The organism is Rickettsia conorii str. Malish 7, from assembly GCF_000007025.1.
Lineage (GTDB): Bacteria > Pseudomonadota > Alphaproteobacteria > Rickettsiales > Rickettsiaceae > Rickettsia > Rickettsia rickettsii.
On sequence record NC_003103.1, the window covers coordinates 402,970 to 421,202 of the forward strand.

An 18,233-nucleotide genomic window follows, 5' to 3' on the forward strand; every position below is an offset into this window, starting at 1 on the left:
GGATAATAACAATGTTTAACAGTTTATACAACTATTTTATCTTTGATAGGCGGGTGCTATGTCTGCCGCCTTCAAATTGGGTAGTTAAAAACTTATCTATAATATCAAATACTATTTTTTGGTCTATGGTTTTTGCTCCGAGTATCAAGATATTAGCGTCATTATGAGCTTTAGCATTTTCGGCAGTTAATATATTGTTGCACAAAGCGGCTCTTATTTCCGAGCTACGATTCGCAGCTATAGACATACCAATCCCCGTATCACTAATTAAAATACCGATAGGTGCTGATTTTTCAATAATAATATCTACTACTTTCTTAGCATAATCAGGATAATCAACGGTTTGTGTATTATTTGTTCCGCAGTCATAAATCTTTAGAGATTTCTGCTCTAAATAATTGATAATTTCAGACTTAAGCTCATAACCTGAATGATCACTAGCTATGACAATATTATAAGTTTTCATAGTTAATTTTTTGATGGAAAATAATGATAAAAATTATATACTATGTAAGATTTGTTTTCTAATGTAAATAATAGTTTTGTTAAATATATGAAATATCCTGTTGTACTTAGTATCGTTATATGTTTTTGTTTAGTTGCTTGTGTTGATCAGCCACCGGCTCCAATTGAGTATAAAGTAGGAGATGTTACTGCAAATAATAATTCTACCGCACTAGATTACGATGAGGGTATGATAGTTCAAAGAACTATGGAAGACAATCCCGTGTCAGAAAAAGTTAGCGGTAGACTCGAAGAGCCAAAGGCAAAAATTATAGAAGATGATAATGATGATATTGAGATTTCTATGTCTCGGAATGAAGACGAAGATGAAGAATCGATAGAACAATTAAACTTTGTAAAACCGTTAAATGGGGTAATTATTACCGAGTTTAAAGCCGGTAAAAGTAAAGGGATAGATATTGTAGCTAAAGAATATAGTGAAGTTAAATCGATAGCTGCAGGAACGGTAATATATTCAGGTTATAATAAGCAATTCGGTAATTTAGTAATAGTTAAATTAGATAAAGACGATCTAGAAGTAGCATATGCGAGTTTAGATGATTTATTACTGAAAAAAGGTGATAAAATTGCTAGAAATAGTGTTATCGGACATGTAGAACATAAATTATATTTTGCTATGCGTAAAAATAAAATAGCAGTTGATCCTAATAAGTATATAGAATTTTAAATGGAAGATGTTATTACTCTTACCAAATATGGTGAACCTCAAGATGTTATAGTAAGAAGGAGTAGCAAAGCTAAAAATATAGCCATCCGCATTACGTCTAAAGGTGCAGAGCTTGTATTACCTCTTAAGGTAAAAGCCGAAAAAGGTCATAATTTTTTGTTAAGTCAAGAATATTGGGTTAGGCAAAAATTACGTCGTAATGTAACTGCGATACCAAAAGATGAAGATAAGATTTCTATTTTGGGTAAATCTTATGAAATAATACATATTGATTCGTCTAAAAATCAGATAAAATTAAATGATTCTACGTTAGAAGTGTATTGTTGTAGTCAGGTACTAAAAAAACTTAGTATAGAAGTATTCCTTAAAAAGAAATTATTAGCAGAAATAAAAATAATAGTAGAGAATATATCTAAAAAACATAATTTGACTTATTCCAATATTAGAATAATGGAAAATGTTAGCCGTTGGGGGAGTTGTTGTAGCAAAGGGAATCTTGTTTTTAATTGGCGGGTAGTTTTGGCCCCCTTTGAAGTACTGAAATATTTAGTAGCTCATGAAATGGCACATTTAAAAGAAATGAACCATAGTAAAAATTTTTGGGAGCTAGTTGAGGATATATATCCCGAATACCAACCGGCAAAATTATGGCTAAAAAGAAACGGTAAGAATTTATATAGTTATTTTCCATAACTTTATGTCATTCCCGCGAAAGCGGGAATGACATAAAACGAGCCATGCAACAACGCAGTAATGACATCGGAAAGGTTAATTTAAAGAAAAACATAAAGGATAAATAGAATGCATAACACCACAAAAAGAGTAACAGTCCCGGCACTTGAAGAAATCTTATATGAGCCTATAAAAGTGTTAGATTACGGCTTTATTAGAGTGATCGACTATATGGGGGATGATAGTGCTATAGTACAAGCAGCTCGTGTTTCTTACGGTAAGGGTACGAAGCAATTAAACCAAGATAAAGGGCTGATAAACTACTTGCTTCGTCATTATCATACCACTCCTTTTGAGATGTGTGATATCAAGTTCCATATTAAACTACCGATATTTATTGCAAGGCAATGGATTAGGCATAGAACAGCTAGCGTTAACGAATATTCGGCAAGGTATTCTATTTTAGGTAATGAATTTTATCTACCTGAACCGGCAAATATTGCTTCCCAATCTGCTGTAAATAAACAATGTAGGGAAGGGGATAGCTTACCGAAAGAAGTGGCTGAAAAGGTCCTTGCAATTTTAGAGGAAGATGCTAGACAGTGCTACGGGCATTATAAGGAACTGATGAATGCCGATGAAGAGGGTAATATTATAGATGAGAACGCCACAGGGATAGCAAGAGAGCTTGCTCGTATGAATTTAACTTTAAATTATTATACGGAATGGTATTGGAAGATTAATTTACATAATTTACTTCATTTTTTAAGATTGCGAGCCGACCCTCACGCTCAATATGAAATTAGAGTTTATGCTGAAAAGATGCTTGAGATAGTCAAAGCTTGGGTTCCTTTTGTTTACGAAGCGTTTGAAGAATATCGTTTGCAGGGAGCAAACATTTCACGTAAAGGGTTGGATGTAATTAAAAGAATGATAAACGGTGAAAAAGTTACCCATGAAACTAGTGATATGACTAAGAGAGAATGGGAAGAACTGATGAAGATTTTTGGGTAATATATGTCATTCCTGCGAAAGCAGGAATGACATACAACAACCATAACGGAATTTGATAAAAAGGAGTATTTTAAGTGAGAAATATTATATATTTTATATTATCACTATTATTTAGCGTTACCAGCTATGCACTTGAAACAATAAACATTGAGCATGGGCGAGCTGACCCAACACCTATAGCGGTCAATAAATTTGATGCCGATAATTCTGCCGCTGATGTATTAGGTCACGATATGGTTAAAGTTATCTCTAATGATTTAAAGCTTTCGGGGTTATTCCGTCCTATTTCTGCTGCCTCTTTTATAGAAGAGAAGACAGGAATAGAATATAAACCGCTTTTTGCTGCATGGCGTCAAATTAATGCTAGTCTTTTAGTAAACGGTGAAGTTAAAAAACTAGAAAGCGGTAAATTTAAAGTTAGCTTTATATTATGGGATACGTTGCTTGAAAAACAGCTCGCCGGTGAAATGCTTGAAGTACCGAAAAATCTATGGAGAAGAGCAGCACATAAAATTGCCGATAAAATTTATGAAAAAATTACCGGTGATGCCGGTTATTTTGATACTAAAATAGTGTATGTATCAGAAAGCAGCTCTTTACCGAAAATAAAAAGAATTGCTTTGATGGATTATGACGGGGCTAATAATAAATACCTTACCAATGGAAAGTCACTAGTCTTAACCCCAAGATTTGCTCGTTCGGCGGATAAGATTTTTTATGTTTCATATGCTACTAAAAGAAGAGTACTTGTTTATGAAAAAGATTTAAAAACAGGCAAAGAAAGTGTAGTAGGTGATTTTCCCGGTATATCTTTTGCTCCTAGATTCTCACCAGACGGTAGAAAAGCTGTAATGTCGATAGCTAAAAACGGCTCGACGCATATTTATGAAATCGACCTTGCTACTAAACAGCTTCATAAATTAACTGACGGATTCGGTATTAATACCTCTCCTAGCTATTCACCGGACGGTAAAAAAATTGTATATAATTCCGATAGAAACGGTGTGCCTCAATTATATATCATGAATTCAGACGGAAGTGACGTTCAGCGTATTAGTTTTGGCGGTGGTTCTTACGCAGCTCCTAGCTGGTCGCCTAGAGGAGACTATATAGCATTTACTAAGATTACTAAAGGAGACGGAGGAAAAACTTTTAATATCGGAATTATGAAAGCATGTCCTCAAGATGATGAGAATAGTGAAAGGATAATAACAAGCGGATATTTAGTTGAAAGTCCTTGTTGGTCGCCTAACGGACGAGTTATTATGTTTGCTAAAGGTTGGCCGTCGAGCGCTAAAGCTCCGGGAAAAAACAAAATTTTTGCAATTGATCTAACAGGTCATAATGAAAGAGAAATTATGACACCGGCAGATGCTTCTGATCCAGAATGGTCAGGTGTACTGAACTAATGTCATTTCTACGAAAGCATTGTTGGGTGGATCGTTGTTCCGTTGTCATACCGTGACTTAATCGCGGTATCCAGTAAAAATACTATTAGTTGTTTTTGGATCCTGTGGTCAAGCCACGGGATGACAGTCCAATAAGGCTTAAGCTGCTTCTCTACTATGGTTTAAAATAAACTTCTTTATTTTTTCAAAAGCCGTATTTTCTATTTGTCTAATACGTTCCTTAGAAATATTATACTCATTGCTTAGAATATCTAGAGTTTTAGGAGTATCCGTTAATTTACGCTCTGTTAAAATACGCAGTTCCCTGTCGTTTAAAATCTTCATAGCATTTGATAGTAACTGCCTTTTACTGGTAGAATTTTGCTTATTAATAGCCATAGCTTCAGGAGTAGGGCGTGTTTCCGGTAATAGTTCTATTAATTCTCCGGATTCTGCATCGTCACTATTTATAGAGTTATTTAACGATAAATCAGGACCTGAAATTCTAGTATTCATTTCAGAAACTTCATTAACCGAAACGCCTAGCTCATCTGCTATTTGTACAAAATCATCGGTAGTAATAGCCCTTGAGTATAAATTAGTAATTTTATGTTTAACTTTATTAAGACTAAAAAATAATTTTTTTTGTGCGGCCGTTGTTCCCATCTTTACTAATGACCAAGATTTTAATATATATTCTTGTATGGCTGCTTTAATCCACCACATCGCATATGTTGATAGGCGAAAACCAAGTTCAGGATTGAATTTTTTTACTGCCTGCATTAAACCTATATTACCTTCTGAAACCAATTCGGTAATAGGAAGACCGTAAGTCCTATAGCCGCTTGCAATTTTTGCAACAAGTTTAAGATGGCTTGTTACTAATTTATGTGCAGCTTGTAAATCATTCCCTTCTAAATAGGATTTTGCTAATAACAATTCTTCTTCTTGCGTAAGTGAAGGAATTTTATTGATTTTCTGTAAGTAGCTATAAAATCCTGATTCGCTAGAAATTGCTAATGCATTAATATTATTAGTCATACTAACCTTAAAAACTATTTTTTTTATATTAACACATATATGATCTAAAATAAACTTTTTCTAGAGTATTTTTAAATAAAATCAAATAATGTCTAAAAAATCCAATAAAAATTTAGCTTTTTCCTTGCTGGGATTAATAATTAGTATGGTGTTACTCAGTTTTGCTTCCGTACCTATCTATAATTTATTTTGTAAAGTTACAGGATATGGCGGCACTACTGCAAAAGAAACGGTGAGTGTATATTCTAAGGTAAAAGGCACTAAACCTATAATTATCGAGTTTGATGCTAATGTTGATAAAGATTTACCTTGGCGGTTTATTCCAAGGCAGCAAAGAGTGCAAATTGTTCCGGGGCAGAATACTCTAGTGTTCTATGAAACGGAGAATCTAAGCGATAACGATATAATAGGTACTTCCGTATATAATGTTACTCCAAATAAAGCAGGAAAATATTTCGTAAAAATTCATTGTTTTTGTTTTGAAGAACAATTATTAAAAGCCGGCGAAAGAGTCTTAATGCCGGTTACATTTTATATAGATAAGGATTTTGAGCTTGATCCTGAAATGCAAGACATTAAAGTACTTACTTTATCTTATAGTTTTTTTAAAGTACGAGAGATGTCGTCATTGCGAGGAAATTACGTAAGTAATTGACGAAGCAATCTCAGGAGTTTGTGATTATTTCATGAGATTGCCACGCTCTCTACGTTCGCTCGTAATGACGGCTTTGGAATTATGCAACAACACCGGCTCATTGAATATACTCGATAACCCATTTACGAAGTCTAACAATCATCGGAGTATTTATAAGAGAGGTAGCAGGTAAAACTTTGCCGTTAGTATTAAAATTAATTATAGGATCTATACCGTATATGCTATACCAAGGTTTTAACGGTGAGCTATTTGAATATTTACGGTGGAACCAAGATAAAGAAGGTGTTGTTTTTTCATATTCTATTACTTTAACCGATTGTGGATTTTTATGATATATAAGGCTCAGTACCGATTGATCGGAATGATGCCATTTATATTCATCGTAATTAGGATGGATATTATAATTTTTACCTGAAAGAATTCTAATATCTTCACAACTTTTTAGCCATTTTTCAATGAAAGAACGAGAAAGCTTGGTATTACGCACAATAATAACGGCACTCCAAATGTGATCGTCATTTCTGCATTCGTCTGTAAGGCAATCCATTAAAGCAAAAGTTTCGCCTTTAACAAAACTACCGTTTTTACGATTGCGATCATGTACCAGTAATATATCATTATCGCCTAAAAGATTTGTTAAATTACTGATATGCTTTTTAATAACAAATGCTGAATCTAAATATACTATAATAGCTCCTTTTGGTGCATTTTTCATTGTTTCAAGTATAATATAAGGCTTCCATAGCCATAACCCCGCTCCTGCAGGTTCATTAAAAATTTCTTGGTTTTTTTCTATAAACGCTTGATTTATGTGCTTTTTCTTATAGTTAAATATGAAGTCTATACCTTTATTAATTGCATAATGAGTGGTTGCATTTTGATTACGATAAACATACTCCAGACCGTCGGCATAAGAAACTAAATAAATTGGTTCTTTTATGGAATTCTGAATAGATAAATCTACTTTTTGTAACGATAAGTCATTAAGAAAACCTTGACGTGCATATTCTAAAATAATCAGTATGAAATAAATTAGAGCTAATGTAATAACTGTTTTGTATAATATTTTAAATAACATATAATTTTTGCATTATTTGAAGCATTTTTTCATTCCCAGGTGGATTAGTAAAGCGTCATTGCGAGGAAATACGAAGTATTGACGAAGCAATCTCAGGAGTTTGTTATTATTTCATGAGATTGCCATGCAGCCTAGGGCTGCTTGCAATGACGAAATCGATAATTATTAGACAACGCCAATTATAGCATTTTAATATATTAAAAGATAGTGTTGTAATTTAATTATAAATTTAGTATAATTTGCTGTTTGTTTAAGGTTGGTATGATTAATTTAGGGGATAAGCAGTCTACTATAGTTGTCGCAATGTCAGGCGGGGTTGATAGTTCGGCGGTTGCCGCAATGCTGCATGAACAAGGACATAATGTTATAGGTATTACCTTGCAGCTATATGATCACGGTATGGCAGTAGGGAAGAAAAATGCCTGTTGTGCCGGTCAGGATATTTACGATGCTAAAATGGTAGCAAATAAGCTAGGTATTCCCCATTACGTACTTGATTATGAGAACAAATTTAAAGAGTCGGTAATAGATAATTTCGTCGATAGCTATTTACAAGGTGAAACACCGCTTCCATGTGTGCAATGTAATAAATCGGTAAAGTTCAGGGATCTAATTAAAACGGCTAGAGAGCTTGGAGCAGATAAGCTTGCTACCGGTCATTACGTACGAAAAATAAACGGTGATAACGGAGCGGAATTACATACAGGGCTTGATCCAGCAAAAGATCAAAGTTATTTTTTATTTACGACAACTAAAGAGCAATTAGAATATTTACGTTTCCCTCTAGGAGGGCTTACTAAGGATGAAACACGAAAGCTTGCTAGTAAATTTGGGCTTGAGGTAGCGGATAAGCCCGACAGCCAAGATATTTGTTTCATACCTGACGGAAATTATAAGAGCGTAATAAATAAAATACGTCCAAATAGCAGTGAAAGCGGTAAAATTATTCATGTAAACGGGTTTGAGTTAGGAGAGCATAGCGGTATAATTAACTACACCATAGGGCAACGTCGTGGTCTTGGTATAGCTTATAATGAGCCTTTATATGTAGTAAAGATTGATCCTAAGGACAATATAGTATATGTAGGACCGGAGTCCGCATTAAATGTGCAGGAATTTATCATTAGAGATGTGAATTGGCTTGCAGATGAGATTAAAGATAACGAAAAGTTAGAAGTAGCAGTTAAAATTCGTTCGACAAGACCGCCGCGTCTAGCCGAAATAAGTAAACTCGGTGATGATAAAATGAAAGTAAAATTTTTATGCGAAGAAAAAGCCGTTGCCCCTGGGCAAGCATGCGTTATTTATGCCGGTGAAAGAGTACTTGGCGGCGGATGGATTACTAGAGAGATAAGGTAATTGTGTCATTGCGAGGAGCGAAGCGACGTGGCAATCTAGTTAGACCTCCTGAGATTGCCACGCTCCTTTTAGTCGCTCGCAATGAGACACAATTCACAAAAAAATAAGCTCACTAAAACAGGAGAAACTAATGAGTTTTTTAAGGAAGAAAAGTTTTGAATCAGTAAAAGAGATAGGCAGTTCAAGTGGTCTTAGCAAGACACTTGGAGCATTCGATTTAATATTACTGGGTCTTGGTGCGATGATCGGCACAGGCGTATTCGTCGTTACCGGTATAATTGCTGCTAAATATTCAGGACCTGCAGTAATGTTATCTTATGCGATTGCAGGTATTACCTGTATCTTTGTAGCGCTTGTTTATACTGAACTTGCTGCAATGCTTCCGACATCAGGAAGTATTTACACTTATTCCTATGTAGCATTTGGCGAAGTATTTGCTTGGATGATCGGTAGTGTTATAATATTAGAACTTGGTGTTGCTGCAGGAATAGTAGCTGCAGGCTGGTCGGGCTACGTACAAGGAATACTAGCAGCAGGTGGAATCAATTTACCGAAAGAATTAACTACTGTACCGACAAACGGCGGTATAATAAATTTACCGGCATTTTTAATCTCGGGATTTATTGGATTTATTTTATATTTAGGTACTAAAGATAGTAAGAGACTAAATGCAATTTTAGTTTTCATAAAAATGACTGCAATATTTGTATTTATACTCGCTGCTGCCCCTCATTTTGATGCTACTAACTGGAGTAATTTTATGCCTTTCGGTTTTAGTAATGTTTTAGTAGGTGCGTCTATTTTATTCTTAGCTTTTACGGGTTTTGGAACGATTGCAACCGCAGCTGAGGAGTGTAAAAACCCAAAACGCGATATAATGATCGGTATTATTGGCTCACTTGTTCTAACTACTATAGTTTATGTAACAATGGCAGGGCTTGTTACCGGTATTGCACCTTTTGATCAGTTAAATAACGATCAACCGCTTGCTTATGCTTTAACTATCAATAATAGCAAGATCGGCTCTGCTATTGTTGCAACCGGAGCAGTTTGCGGTATGATGACGGTGTTGATGATGAATATTTACGGTACTTCTCGTATTTTTTATGCTATTGCACGTGACGGTTTACTACCGAAAAGTTTTGCAAAGCTGCACCCAAAATATGATAGTCCGTATATTACGATTATAATATTTGCTTCTTTAGCCGCTATCCTTGGAGGATTTTGTTCTACGGAATTATTAACGCAATTAACTTCAATGGGAGCTCTTATTGATTATATAACCGTTACAATAATAGTGGTATTATTTAGGGTCACGCTACCTGATGCTCAAAGACCTTTTAGATGTCCTTTAGTATTTATTATCGTACCGTTTATTTTAATTGCTTGTGCATATTTACTATTTATTCAAATATATGACGGTGAATTTAATCTATTAACCGCAGGTCGTGCATTAATATATTGGTTTATTACAATATTTGTTTTATATATTATAAGATCGTTTTTTATGCAAAAAGAGCAGAATTAAGAGGGGGATATCCGTCATTGCGAGCGAACGTAGAGAGCATGGCAATCTCATGAAGTAGTACAAAATTCCTGAGATTGCCAAGTCAAGGCTTTGCCTCTCCTCGCAATGATGAGTTAGTAGTATCCACGCAACAAAACAAAATTAACCAAATGACTGAAAAGCTGCAACCACTCCGAGGAATGAAAGATCTCTTGCCGGATGATTATAAAGTTCACGACTATATAATTAACAAAGCAAGAGATGTTGGAGTATTGTACGGCTATAAACAAATGAGTACTCCTATTGTGGAGTATACTAAAGTCTTTAACCGTTCGATGGGTGAAAGCTCTGACGTAATCAGCAAAGAAATCTATAGTTTTTTAGATAAAAGCAATGATTTCGTAGCATTACGACCTGAATTTACAGCATGTATTATAAGAAGCCTCATCTCAAACAGATTACAACATAAATTACCATTAAAGTTTTTCTCTACCGGTCCTGTTTTTCGTTATGATAGACCGCAAGCAGGGCGTCAAAGACAATTTCACCAACTAAATTATGAATATATCGGTGCTAAAGGAGCAATTACTGATGCTGATACTTTGAAGTTAGCCGTTGATATATTAAAAGCACTCGAAATAGAGCAGGATACTACCTTAGAGCTTAACTCTCTTGGATGTAATGAATCAAGAAGCGTTTATCAGCAAAAATTAGTAGAATATCTAAATGATTTTAAAGATCAATTATCAGAAGAAAGCAAAATAAGGTTATCCAAAAATCCAATGCGGATACTTGATTCTAAAAGTGAGACTGATCAGAAAATAATAGCAAACGCACCGGTTTTATCTGAATATTACACTGATGAATCCAAAGAATATTTTGAGGAGTTAATACAGTATCTAGATATTTTAGGTGTGAAATATAGCATAAATCCACGCTTGGTTAGAGGGCTTGATTATTATTGCCATACTGCTTTTGAATTCACTACAAAAAAGTTAGGGAGCCAATCTACTATTCTAGCTGGTGGACGTTATGACGGGCTTGCTAAAATCATGGGTAATAACGATGATGTGCCGGCTATCGGTTTTGCTGCCGGTATTGAGCGAATTGCTTTAATGCGGGAATATAATATATCTGAAGTTAAGCCGGTATTTGTATTACCTATAGGCAAAAATAATATTTGCTATGCTTTAGAAATTGTAGATAAATTGCGAACAGAAAATATTGCTATTATCATAGAATCTCTAGGTAAAATAGCTAAAAGAATGCAACGCATTTTTAATGAAAATGCTCAATTTATTATTTTTATAGGGGACGAAGAGCAGGCGAATAATAACTTAAAAATTAAAGACTTAAAAAAAGCAGAAGAATATATAGTAGATTTTGCAAAAGCTCTTGAGCTATTGAAGAAATAAGATTTTTTATTGTTATACCGTGAACCTTCCATGGTATCCATCAAAACTAACTTTAAGTAATAAGCATTTATGACTCTTGCCACAAGCTCGGCATTGCCCGCATGGCTCTTATGTTATGTCTGCATAGGTCTTGTTGTGTGGATACTGAAGGTCGTCATTGCAAGGAAAAACTGTAAGTTTTGACGAAGCAATCCAGTAAAAATTCTGATTTACAGAATTTTTTTATTATTGTTTTGGACTGTCACGCAGTCTACGACTGCTCGCAATGACAGGGCGGTATCTATGCAACAACGCCTTCGCTGGAATGACATAAAACGAGCCATGCAACAAGATCTGCAGTTGTTCACAATGGCGATTAGGTGTCTATACAATAACACCATTTAACCACGACATCTAAAAATATGATTATTATAAACGATTTAGCCATGAGTTATGGTACAAGAAATACTATTTACCGATGTAAATTTGCATATTAAAAACAATAAACGATATGGTGTAGTAGGTGCCAACGGAGCAGGTCAAACAACTTTTTTCAAAGTCTTAACTAAGGAAGAAGAGCCAGCTTTCGGTGAGATTAACATACCAAAAAACTCCAAAATAGGTTGTTTAAAACAAGATCAGTTTCTTTAATGACGGTTATACTGCTGAAATTTTTGCAGCTAGCTTGCTTGTAGGTCTTGGAGTAGCCGCAAAATACCATTATGAGCCGTTTTCTGCGTTGTCAGAAGGTTATAAACTTTCGTATATTACTCGTACAAAGTCTATTGAATAATCCCGATATTTTACTACTCGACGAATCGACAAACCATCTTGATATAGAGTCAAGAGAAGCTCTTAAAAAATCGCTAATTGATTTTGATGGTACGGTAATATTAGTAACGTACGATCGGAATTATTGCTCTTTCCCGTAGGAAAAAGATTGTTGATTTTAAAGGTAAATTAAAATCAACAATCTTTATGATGATTATATTGAGAAATACGGCAACGATTATTTAAGTTCTACTACAAAATTATCCTAAGTTTTAGGTATTGCTCATGAAATATAGATATCGTCATTGCGAGGAGGCGTTGTTGCGTGGATACCATCACGTCATTGCGAGCAGCCATAGGCTGCGTAGCAATCTCGTCAAATATCCTGAGATTGCTTCGTCAATTGCTATGCAATTTCCTCGCAATGACAATAAAAATCGAGTCATACAACAAAGCAGAATCTTAAAGTTAATCACTCCACATTATAAAACTCCAAATGATGACCGCTAATAAACTTTTTTATTTCAGCATGGTTACCATACTCATCAACATTTAATAATAACCCTTGTTCATTAAAATATAATATATTCGTAAATAATCAGTCATCACAGTCCCACTTAGCTTTAAAAGCATTTTCTTTAATAAGTTTAACTCCGGTTACTCCGTGTTTATGATATATTATTCCTTTTTTTAAAGCAGAAACAAAAGAGGTAACTTTACTTAACACCTTTGATAAAAGTAAAGTTACCTTTATCAAAGGTGTTATAGATTTTTTTAGACATTGTACCGTAACAATCAAATCCTCTATATTTGCCAAGAAATTTATCCGTACCTTTTGTTAATTCCTGATTATCAATTTTAATTTGACCTTCTTTAGGAATATGCCAAGAATTATTATTGAAGTTGGTAATCTTGTGAGTGGCTAGATAAAATGCATGTTTCTTTTTTAGTTGATAATATTGATGGATTTTTTTTGTATAATATTGAAGGGTTAATTGTTCTAAGTTTTCTATTGGCTTATTATCGGGGGAATAGCTTGCAATAATCCCTTCTTGTTTTTTTGACTTCATTTACTTGCATATTCTTGTACTTTTTTAGGTTATTATTTAATAAGGCGTTAACTACGCCAATTTCTAAAGTGTTTTCATTGCAAGAATCATTTTGCAGAGCATTTTCAACATTTTGGAAAATCTTTTTAGATTTTTCAGAAGTTAATTTATTCTCGTTATCTGCTATTAAACCGGTATTAACGGCGTTAAGAACCTCTGTTTTTTCATTGGATGTTAGAGTATTATTTTGAGGTAACGTATAATTTGGGTCCACGTAACTCCGAAGTTTTATAATAGCCTTTTCATACAAATTTATTTGATGCTCAGGTATCTTATTTAAAAGATCAGAAGCCGTTTTAAATTGCTTACTACATAGGGCAAGTTAGAATGCTAGAAGTATGTTGTTTGGGGTATCACTAATTGCTTTTAGTTTTGCGGTTAATATTGATTGCTGGTTTTTGTTAATTTTTTTATTGGAAATGCTGTTATAAAAAGCCATGTATTCACAGCCATCATATATTGATGAATAGAAAGGAACTAAGGTATTTGTTTTATTATATCTAACGTCTTATAAGAAATTTCATATGGATTAGTTAACATTTCTAGAATGTATTGTATATATTCTACCGGCACATATTGTATTAAGTCATTAGCTTTATCACATTTGCCTTGTATTCTATAATTAGACCATAAATGATATGCTGTTGGATGTGTAGGTAGAAGCACAAAAGCATGTTCATAACATTTAGTGGACATATCATAGTTCCCGGTTTCTTCATAAACACGCCCTGTTCTATAATACCACTGGGCTAAAACCTGATTTTCAGTGTGAATATTTAACGAAAAAATAGATTCTTCAAGTAAAGCTTTGACCCCTTCAAAATTTTTATTTTCCATTAATAAATCAGAGAATTGACCTGACAAATCTAAGCTGGATTTTATATACGGTACTAGTGCTTGGGTAATTTTAAGCTTAGATTCCGGTTCAATAAGCTTTAGTACGGGGAGTAGATATTCTGCACATTTGCTATATTGTTCAACTTCTTTTGCAAAGGAATTAAAATATAGATTTATTGCTGCAATTATACATTTAAATATCTCTTTAGCAGCTTCATTGTGTCTATTTAATATACTACATTGAAAGGCAAGACTCATTATTTGAATTTTGGTTAGCGTATCAGGTGGTATAGAAATGATTTTATCCGGCATCCATTTTATGAGTTCACCATCTAATTGATATTCAAAAAAGCCTGGTATTATTTCATAATTTTTCAACAATTCATGATTTGTGTAACTTTAATATGGATAATTAGGCATTAATTTATGTATTAGTGAATGCTTAATTTCTGTAACTTTCTTGCTACTTACTGTAGATTTTTCACTATTTAAATGTCCAAATATATAATGCATTACTTCTATAGCGGCACCAACAGTTGGTATAGATGAAAAGTTTTTATCCATTTCTACTACATCAAGACCGGAAAAGTTTTTTCTAAAATTTTTTATGTTACTTTCTGATAATATATTGAGGGTGTTATAAACCGTGATAATATCAAGCTTAAAAGTAATTGAAGGTTCTCTGCATTGTTCATGAACATAATTTAGTATTAGTTGGGCTTAAGAACTCCTACAATGTGATAGGAAAGGTTTAAAATTTTACATAGAATTATTATTAAAAACTTACAGTGTATGAACTTTTTATTACTGGATTCCTGCTTCTAGCTAGGAATGACATCGAGAGGCTCAATTAACTCACAAAGCAATTCTTTCTAAGTAATGTCTATTCAAACCCAAATCCAGTAAAATATTTATGAAAATATCCGGTATCATGACCTATCATTTTAACTTTATCATAATAATAAGGTGATTCAGATTCACGATATATAGTTGTGCCGTCATCCATATAGTAAATAGAATAAGATGGCAGGCCATAAGGTCTAAAAAAAGTGTCTTTACTTATAACTTTAAGAGCTTTATCGGATTTTTGTATATTTTCTGATTTCAGCATATTAATTTTATTAATAAATGATTGTTTTATTAATATATAATTTTTATATATTATCACAAGAATAATTATAATAGTTATCTACAGAACCTAGAAATTCAGATTTATCAATTGCAGTATTATATTCATAAGGATATTCTAAATATTTTTGCAATTTTAAAGTATTTTTTTGAAACAATGGGTAATTATTTGATTGTTCCTGCTTTGATAAATTGAAATATTTTCTCGCCAAGAATTTCTTATCTTGAACATTATTAAAAGCTTTGATTTTTGAATATCTGTCTTGTTGTTTTTCTTGTAAAAAATAATCTTCATAGTCCTTATAATTCTTTGGAAGATTTAATATAAATCTAGCATATTGTTCTAGCTGAAAGTTAGTTAACCAAGTAAATATAGAATATAAATTTGCTCTATAGTCCGAAGAAAAAATAACAGCAACTTCTGATTGCTTTATCTCTTCTCTTTGCTCTCTCAATAACGTTATTAGATAATATAAATAACTCTTTATTAAAATGTTTTTTATTTTCGTGAGTTTGAATGATTATATCATCAAACAGCTCAGTTTCTCATTCATCTGAGGTAAATAATTGTTTGTATTGGTTAAGCCATGGAACAAAAGCTAATAGATTCAAGTTTTTTTAAATATTGAATTAATTTTATGTGCAACTTTAGATTAAATTTAAGAGCGGCATTTTATATGAAAAATTGACATGGGTCAAGAGATATTAAATTAATGGTTTAAAAATATGTGTCACCTCGTGATTTATTCACAGAATCCAGTTAAAAATACTAATAATATTAGTATTTTTAGTTGTTTTCTGGATACTGTGGTTAAGCCAAGGTATGACACTGAAGTGTTTTTCAAAAGCCATACTAAATTGATGACTAAAATTTTTCACATAACCTAATGACAAAAATAAAATATGAATATATTATTTAATTTTAGAATAATTTAAATAATATATATTCAATGAGTGCAGATACTAATATTAGCGATGGTTTAGAAGTCATTACGCAAGATCATTTATCGATTTTTTCTTTAATAAGCTCCTCCGACATTATCGGTAAGTCAGTTATGCTGATGTTGCTTATTGCCTCTATTTGGTCATGGGCTATTATTTTGGATAAAATATTTAAGCTAGTGCAAGTGCAGAAAAGCATGCGGGCATTTGAAAATGTGTTTTGGTCCGGTGGAGTATTAGAACAATTATATGAAAGCATAAAGAGGTCCGTTAATAATCCGCTAGCTTTAATTTTTGTCTCAGCTATGGATGAGTGTAAAAGCTTAAGCACTAAAGGGCTTTCTGAAGGCTTAAAAAACAACCATAAAGAGCGTATAACGGGTGCAATGTACTTAGCTCAAAATAGGGAAGTCGAAAAGCTCGAGAAAAATTTAAGCTTCTTGGCAACTGTTGGATCAAGTGCTCCTTTCGTAGGTTTATTCGGTACCGTTTGGGGGATTATGCATAGCTTCCAATCGATTGCTACTTCAAAAAATACTTCTCTTGCTGTAGTAGCGCCCGGAATTGCTGAGGCGTTACTTGCAACTGCGATAGGCTTATTTGCAGCTATTCCGGCAGTAATTTTTTATAATTATCTGATTTCCCGTATTACTCTTATCAATAATAAGATTGAAGATTTTATTAGTGAGTTAAACTCTATACTTTCTAAGGCAATTGATCAGGAGAAAATGTAATGGCTATAAAGCTTGCCGGAAGTAATAGAAAAAGTAAAAGAGCGGTAGTTAGCGAAATTAACGTTACGCCGCTTGTTGACGTGATGCTTGTGCTATTAATTATTTTTATGATTACTTCTCCAATGCTTGTGTCAGGAGTAAACGTGGATTTGCCTGAGACAAATTCAAGCCCGATTTCAGGTCAGGATGAGCCTTTGGTTGTTACGATCAATAATAAAGGCAAAATTTTCTTACTTGAAATTCCAATAGAAAGAATGCATTTAACCGACAAGCTTGCAAATATCACTAAAGAAAAAAAGGATGCTAGAATTTTTGTAAGAGGCGATAGAAATGTTTCTTATGGGCAGGTAGTAGAGATAGTTGCCGAAATTCATGCTGCCGGCTTTTCTCGTGTAGCTCTTATTTCAAATATTAAAAATAATGAAAAGTAATCAAAATAAGGATAATTTTACGGTTTTTCTTAGCTTCTCTATTGTTCTGCACTTACTTCTTTTATATTTTTTTCTATTCGGTATGCCGTCACTTTTTGAAAAATTACCGGAAGAGCAAACTATAACTTTTGAAATGTTACCTGTTAGCGATAAATCAAATATTATCACTCAGACAAAGCAAAAAGAAGCCCCTATAGAAAACGAAGACGCTAAAAAATCTGAGCAGAGTAAGCCAAAAGAAGAACCGCAAGATTTGCCTAAAGAAGCAAAAGCAAAAGAGCCTGAGGCTAAAACAATGGAAGCAAAGCCTAAAATAGAAGAGAAAAAACCTATAGAAGAACCAAAGTCTGAAGAAGCAAAGGAAGCGTTACCTGAGAAGAAAGAAGAAGTAAAGGAAGAAAAACCTAAAGAAGAAGAAAAAAAACAAGCAGAAGAAAAGAAGAAGCCCGAAGAAAAGAAAGAGGAAACGAAACCGGCTGAGAAACCTAAAGATGTGAAGAAAAAAGAGCCTAAAACCGATGAGCTTGATTCTTTGCTGAAGCATTTAGAGCAATCTTCAGAAGGGGATAATGTAAAATCTAATAAGCATCAAAGGTCAAAAAAAGCTGATAATGCACAAGAAGCTAAAGGGGTTTATACGGATGGGCTGCCTCTTTCCGATAGTGAAACATCTTTGATAAAAAGACAGATTGAAAGACATTGGAGTAATGTACCGGCAGGAGTTAGAGGTAATAATAAGGTAAAAGTCATTATTAGTATTACGCTAGATAAAGCAGGTAATGTTGAGCAGGCAAAGGTTAACAAAAAAATCTGTCCTAATATTCCGGCTAGTGTTTGTGAAGCTTTGGTAGATAATGCAATTAGAGCGGTATGGCAAGCGAGCCCTATCGAACATCTTGACTCTGCACGCTTTAACCATTGGAAAGAGATTAATTTTAGCTTTGATCCAAGTAAATTGTAGGTTGGGCATTGCCTGCGTGG

Annotated in this window: 19 protein-coding genes and 3 pseudogenes; 13 read left to right on the top strand and 9 right to left on the bottom strand. The window is 33.6% G+C overall.

The annotated features are described in order from the left end of the window. Window positions 1-31: 31 nt before the first annotated feature. The gene (gene rpiB, locus RC_RS02050) at window positions 32-466 is read right to left on the bottom strand and encodes a ribose 5-phosphate isomerase B (RefSeq protein WP_010977056.1); all 435 of its coding nucleotides are present in this window, start codon (window positions 464-466) and stop codon (window positions 32-34) included. A gap of 51 nt (window positions 467-517) precedes the next feature. Here rpiB and RC_RS02055 point away from each other — a divergent pair, with 51 nt between their 5' ends. From RC_RS02055 to tolB, 4 genes are all read left to right on the top strand, one after another. After that, the gene (locus RC_RS02055) at window positions 518-1,192 is read left to right on the top strand and encodes a murein hydrolase activator EnvC family protein (RefSeq protein WP_010977057.1); all 675 of its coding nucleotides are present in this window, start codon (window positions 518-520) and stop codon (window positions 1,190-1,192) included. Further along, complete coding sequence (locus RC_RS02060) at window positions 1,193-1,885, top strand: M48 family metallopeptidase (protein ID WP_010977058.1); 693 nt, start codon at window positions 1,193-1,195, stop codon at window positions 1,883-1,885. It abuts the gene before it with no gap. A 108-nt stretch (window positions 1,886-1,993) separates the two neighbouring features. Beyond that, window positions 1,994-2,878, top strand: a complete 885-nt coding sequence (gene thyX, locus RC_RS02065; RefSeq protein WP_004996155.1) for an FAD-dependent thymidylate synthase — start codon at window positions 1,994-1,996, stop codon at window positions 2,876-2,878. Window positions 2,879-2,952: 74 nt separating this feature from the next. Beyond that, window positions 2,953-4,287 carry a Tol-Pal system beta propeller repeat protein TolB gene (tolB, locus tag RC_RS02070; RefSeq protein WP_010977059.1) on the top strand — a complete coding sequence of 445 codons (1,335 nt, stop codon included), beginning with the start codon at window positions 2,953-2,955 and terminating at the stop codon, window positions 4,285-4,287. 138 nt (window positions 4,288-4,425) lie between these two features. Here the strand turns inward: tolB and rpoH are convergent, their stop codons facing one another. Further along, on the bottom strand, window positions 4,426-5,307 hold the full coding sequence (gene rpoH / locus RC_RS02075; protein ID WP_010977060.1) for an RNA polymerase sigma factor RpoH: 882 nt from the start codon (window positions 5,305-5,307) through the stop codon (window positions 4,426-4,428). An 88-nt stretch (window positions 5,308-5,395) separates the two neighbouring features. On the opposite strand from rpoH, the gene RC_RS02080 reads away from it, so the two are divergent. Then, window positions 5,396-5,962, top strand: a complete 567-nt coding sequence (locus RC_RS02080) for a cytochrome c oxidase assembly protein (protein ID WP_004996151.1) — start codon at window positions 5,396-5,398, stop codon at window positions 5,960-5,962. Between the two features lie 97 nt (window positions 5,963-6,059). Here RC_RS02080 and RC_RS02085 read toward each other — a convergent pair whose 3' ends face one another. Then, on the bottom strand, window positions 6,060-7,040 hold the full coding sequence (locus RC_RS02085) for a hypothetical protein (RefSeq protein WP_010977061.1): 981 nt from the start codon (window positions 7,038-7,040) through the stop codon (window positions 6,060-6,062). Between the two features lie 261 nt (window positions 7,041-7,301). Here RC_RS02085 and mnmA point away from each other — a divergent pair, with 261 nt between their 5' ends. The 5 genes and pseudogenes from mnmA to RC_RS08880 form a co-directional block, all read left to right on the top strand. Further along, on the top strand, window positions 7,302-8,399 hold the full coding sequence (mnmA, locus tag RC_RS02090) for a tRNA 2-thiouridine(34) synthase MnmA (RefSeq protein ID WP_016830702.1): 1,098 nt from the start codon (window positions 7,302-7,304) through the stop codon (window positions 8,397-8,399). 130 nt (window positions 8,400-8,529) lie between these two features. Beyond that, on the top strand, window positions 8,530-9,927 hold the full coding sequence (locus RC_RS02095) for an amino acid permease (protein WP_004996146.1): 1,398 nt from the start codon (window positions 8,530-8,532) through the stop codon (window positions 9,925-9,927). A gap of 149 nt (window positions 9,928-10,076) precedes the next feature. Further along, window positions 10,077-11,321, top strand: a complete 1,245-nt coding sequence (gene hisS / locus RC_RS02100; RefSeq protein WP_014410545.1) for a histidine--tRNA ligase — start codon at window positions 10,077-10,079, stop codon at window positions 11,319-11,321. A 432-nt stretch (window positions 11,322-11,753) separates the two neighbouring features. Continuing rightward, window positions 11,754-11,951: an ATP-binding cassette domain-containing protein gene (locus tag RC_RS02105; protein WP_004996141.1), complete on the top strand. Its 198-nt coding sequence runs from the start codon at window positions 11,754-11,756 to the stop codon at window positions 11,949-11,951. Between the two features lie 416 nt (window positions 11,952-12,367). After that, window positions 12,368-12,513 (top strand): annotated as a pseudogene (locus RC_RS08880) (polysaccharide polymerase); the annotation flags it as partial. A 156-nt stretch (window positions 12,514-12,669) separates the two neighbouring features. Here the strand turns inward: RC_RS08880 and RC_RS09830 are convergent. From RC_RS09830 to RC_RS08885, 6 genes and pseudogenes are all read right to left on the bottom strand, one after another. Further along, window positions 12,670-13,141: pseudogene (locus tag RC_RS09830) on the bottom strand (hypothetical protein). Next, a pseudogene (locus RC_RS10145) lies at window positions 13,092-13,619 on the bottom strand (hypothetical protein). Before RC_RS10145 ends, RC_RS09830 begins: the two co-directional pseudogenes overlap by 50 nt. A 38-nt stretch (window positions 13,620-13,657) precedes the next feature. Then, window positions 13,658-14,395, bottom strand: a complete 738-nt coding sequence (locus RC_RS10150) for a hypothetical protein (protein ID WP_233417456.1) — start codon at window positions 14,393-14,395, stop codon at window positions 13,658-13,660. 21 nt (window positions 14,396-14,416) lie between these two features. Continuing rightward, window positions 14,417-14,581, bottom strand: coding sequence for a hypothetical protein (locus RC_RS09585; RefSeq protein WP_010977069.1), 165 nt, complete (start codon window positions 14,579-14,581; stop codon window positions 14,417-14,419). A gap of 319 nt (window positions 14,582-14,900) precedes the next feature. Then, window positions 14,901-15,185: a hypothetical protein gene (locus RC_RS02130; RefSeq protein WP_010977070.1), complete on the bottom strand. Its 285-nt coding sequence runs from the start codon at window positions 15,183-15,185 to the stop codon at window positions 14,901-14,903. After that, window positions 15,172-15,600, bottom strand: coding sequence for a hypothetical protein (locus RC_RS08885; protein ID WP_010977071.1), 429 nt, complete (start codon window positions 15,598-15,600; stop codon window positions 15,172-15,174). The genes RC_RS02130 and RC_RS08885 overlap by 14 nt, the downstream gene beginning before the upstream one ends. Window positions 15,601-16,095: 495 nt before the next feature. Between RC_RS08885 and tolQ the strand changes: the two genes are divergently transcribed. From tolQ to RC_RS02150, 3 genes are read left to right on the top strand one after another with little or no spacing between them, the layout of a single operon-like run. Beyond that, window positions 16,096-16,821, top strand: coding sequence for a protein TolQ (gene tolQ / locus RC_RS02140; RefSeq protein WP_004996137.1), 726 nt, complete (start codon window positions 16,096-16,098; stop codon window positions 16,819-16,821). Then, window positions 16,821-17,252 (top strand): protein TolR, encoded by a 432-nt coding sequence (gene tolR / locus RC_RS02145; RefSeq protein ID WP_004996134.1) that lies wholly within the window; start codon window positions 16,821-16,823, stop codon window positions 17,250-17,252. Before tolQ ends, tolR begins: the two co-directional genes overlap by 1 nt. Continuing rightward, complete coding sequence (locus RC_RS02150; protein WP_041471713.1) at window positions 17,242-18,213, top strand: energy transducer TonB; 972 nt, start codon at window positions 17,242-17,244, stop codon at window positions 18,211-18,213. Before tolR ends, RC_RS02150 begins: the two co-directional genes overlap by 11 nt. Window positions 18,214-18,233: the final 20 nt, after the last annotated feature.